Consider the following 2,984-nt stretch of genomic DNA (forward strand, 5'->3'; position numbering starts at 1 on the left):
ATGCCGACCAGATCAATCAGCGAAAAGCGTCTTGCAGGATCATAATCGATGAAGAGGTCGAGATCGCTGTCAGGTCCTGCGTCGCCCCGTAAAATCGATCCGAACAGATAAAGCGAAGTCGCGCCCATGCCTTTGATGGCATCTGCATTTCTCTGCAACCGCTTTATCACCTCATTCCTGCTCATGAATTCATTCTAGCGGATTGCGTTAAAATTCCAAAGCGACCTAGCGGCCTCCCTTCAGCATCTCCGCCACTTCGGGTGCGAAATAGGTCAGGATGCCGTCGCACCCGGCGCGCTTGAAGGCGAGCAGCGATTCCAGCATTGCCTTCTCGCCGTCGATCCAGCCATTGGCGCCTGCCGCCTTGATCATCGAATATTCGCCCGACACCTGGTAGGCGAAGGTCGGCATCTGGAACTCGTCCTTCAGCCGCCGGATGATGTCGAGATAGGGCAGGCCGGGCTTGACCATCAGCATGTCGGCGCCCTCGGCGATGTCCTGTTCGGCCTCCCTCACCGCCTCGTCGGAATTGGCATGGTCGATGTAATAGGTCTTCTTGTCGCCCTTGAGCAGACCGGCGGTGCCCACCGCCTCGCGATAGGGACCGTAGAAGGCCGAGGCGAATTTGGTCGCATAGGACATGATCGCGACGTCCTGAAAACCATTGGCGTCAAGCGCGTCCCGGATGGCGCCGATGCGGCCGTCCATCATGTCGGACGGCGCGATGATGTCGGCGCCGGCGGCCGCCTGGATGACGGCAGCGGCGGTCACCTGTTCCACCGTCTCATCATTGACGATGATGCCGTCGCGCAGGATGCCGTCATGGCCGTGGCTGGTGAATGGGTCGAGCGCGGCGTCGGTGATGATGCCGATCTGCGGCACCGCATCCTTGATCGCACGGGTGGCGCGGTTGATGACATTGTCGGGATCGAGGATATGCGAGCCGGTCTGGTCGCGCAGCGAGATGTCCACATTGGGGAAGGTGGCGAGTGCCGGAATGCCGAGTTTCGCCGCGCGCTCGGCCTCCTTGACGGCGAGATCGATCGACAGGCGGAAGACGCCGGGCATGGCGGCGATCGGCTCGCGGACACCCTTGCCCTCGACGACGAAGATCGGCCAGATCAGGTCGTCGACCGTGAGCCGGTTCTCCTGCACGAGACGGCGCGACCAGTCGGCCTTGCGCATGCGGCGCAGACGGCGGCTGCCGGTGATCTCGTCGACGCCGCGCGCGCCGGCGGGCTTTGCGGGGGTGAATTTGTTCATCGCTAAATACTCTCGTTCGGGCAGGCTTTTACCACGAGCTCCCGCTGCTGACCAATGCGGCACGATTGTGCCAGCGATCCGGTCGAAGTCTATTCGGGTTGCCCATTGCCTGACAGAATCTGTGCTGCGCCCCTGATGGCGACACGGAAAGCCTCGTCGAAGCCGACACCGCGCACCTGCCAGATGTAGGTCTTGCCGGCCGCGGCCAGCCGCCAGTCGGCGATCCAGCCCAGTTCCTTGTCGCTCCAGACGAGACTGCCGGAAAGCGCCTGGTCGGCGCCGGTCTTCTTCGCCAGTGTGTCGAGCTTCGTCATCTCGGCATTGCGAAGCGCCTGATCGTCCAATCCGGCCCGCGACAGCTGCGCCGCCGTGGGAAAAGCCACCTGCATGGCCAGCGGTACGGCGGCATTGCCGAACGATTCGCGCATCGGCATGCCACGGTCGTCGTCGGCATCGAGCGCATAATGCATTGTTCCGCGCTCGGTCGTCAAAAACACCGCCAGCCGCGGCCGCTCGGCCAGCCACGGCCTGCTGCCGAGCGAAGCCAGCACCGGGTCGATTTCAGCCGGCTTGTACTGGCAGGAAAGGTTGTGGGGCCGATCGTACGTGCCCTGATCGTCATGGTTGGGAATGCCTTCCATGCGGTCGCGGTAGCGAAAGCCTGCGACGAAGCTGCCGGCCTTGTCGCGCAATGCCGTCATTTCAGGTTTCGCCGGCAGGCGCTGATCGCCGGAAACCCGCACCAGAACCGCGTCGAGGCAGCGCTTGAAGCCGGACTGGCGGTTCTTCTCGTATTTGCCGTTGACGATGGTCTGCGAATTGTAGAGGTCTTCCAAAGTCGCCGCCATGACCCGGTGAACAGTCAAGCAGATGCTCAGCCCGATTGCCACCGGCGCAAGGCGCGAAAATCGAGTCATAAACAACCGTCCCGTTCGAAGACCCGCCAGAGCTGCGCTGCAATGAACTCTATCCAGTTTTTCAGTATTGCAGCTCGATTTTTAGCACTCGCTCCTGGTCCGGGCCAGAGCTTGCACCGGTGTGCTCGCCATTGACGCACCCATGCGCCACGCTTTAGCACTTCAATCCCGGCGGCCGGGGGAGGGATTCTTCACGATGGATTTTGGCGGAGGCGACGAGATCCGCTTCGAACATCTGGGCCGGGCCGGCGTCGTCACCTTGACGCGGCCGCAGGCGCTCAATGCCTTGACGCACGGCATGATCAGGGCGCTCGACGCTGCTCTTTCCGCCTGGGAAGCCGACCAGGGCATGGACGTCATCGTCGTCAAGGCAGAGGGCAGGGCCTTTTCGGCCGGCGGCGATATCCTGCATGTCTATGAGACAGGCCGGGCGGGAAAACCGCCGGTCGAGTTCTTCGCCGATGAATATCGCCTCAATGCCCGCATCAACAGTTTTAGGAAACCTTATGTCGCCCTGATCGACGGTATCGTCATGGGTGGCGGCGTCGGTATCTCCTTCCATGGCTCGCACCGGGTGATGACCGAGAATGCCCAATTTGCCATGCCGGAGGTCGGCATCGGCTTTTTTCCGGATGTTGGCGCCAGCCACCTGCTGCCTGATCTCGGCGGCTCCTTCGGCATGTATCTGGCGCTGACCGGCAATCGCATCCGCTATGGCGATGCGCTGTGGTCGGGGCTGGCCACCCACACCATCAAGGCCGAGGACCAGGCTGGCTTTCTCGACCGCCTGGCGCTGACCCTGTC

Annotated in this window: 4 protein-coding genes; 1 reads left to right on the top strand and 3 read right to left on the bottom strand. The window is 62.3% G+C overall.

Features of this window, described 5'->3' with window-relative positions:
- The 3 genes from EN906_RS29110 to EN906_RS29120 all read right to left on the bottom strand — a co-directional run.
- On the bottom strand, positions 1-185 hold a 185-nt coding region (locus EN906_RS29110; RefSeq protein WP_206529194.1), incomplete at its 3' end, for a nucleotidyltransferase domain-containing protein.
- Between the two features lie 40 nt (positions 186-225).
- Positions 226-1,263 (bottom strand): porphobilinogen synthase, encoded by a 1,038-nt coding sequence (hemB, locus tag EN906_RS29115; protein ID WP_127272719.1) that lies wholly within the window; start codon positions 1,261-1,263, stop codon positions 226-228.
- Positions 1,264-1,352: 89 nt separating this feature from the next.
- Positions 1,353-2,129, bottom strand: coding sequence for a DUF2066 domain-containing protein (locus tag EN906_RS29120; protein WP_245484352.1), 777 nt, complete (start codon positions 2,127-2,129; stop codon positions 1,353-1,355).
- Positions 2,130-2,376: 247 nt separating this feature from the next.
- Here EN906_RS29120 and EN906_RS29125 point away from each other — a divergent pair.
- Positions 2,377-2,984: 3-hydroxyisobutyryl-CoA hydrolase (locus EN906_RS29125; protein ID WP_206529195.1), on the top strand; the 608-nt coding region annotated here is incomplete at its 3' end.

Source organism: Mesorhizobium sp. M7A.F.Ca.CA.004.06.1.1 (assembly GCF_003999135.1).
Lineage (GTDB): Bacteria > Pseudomonadota > Alphaproteobacteria > Rhizobiales > Rhizobiaceae > Mesorhizobium.

Bases quoted from the DNA above. Each gene is read 5' to 3' on its own strand.
- hemB (WP_127272719.1), bottom strand. From the start codon at position 1,263: ATGAACAAATTCACCCCCGCAAAGCCCGCCGGCGCGCGCGGCGTCGAC.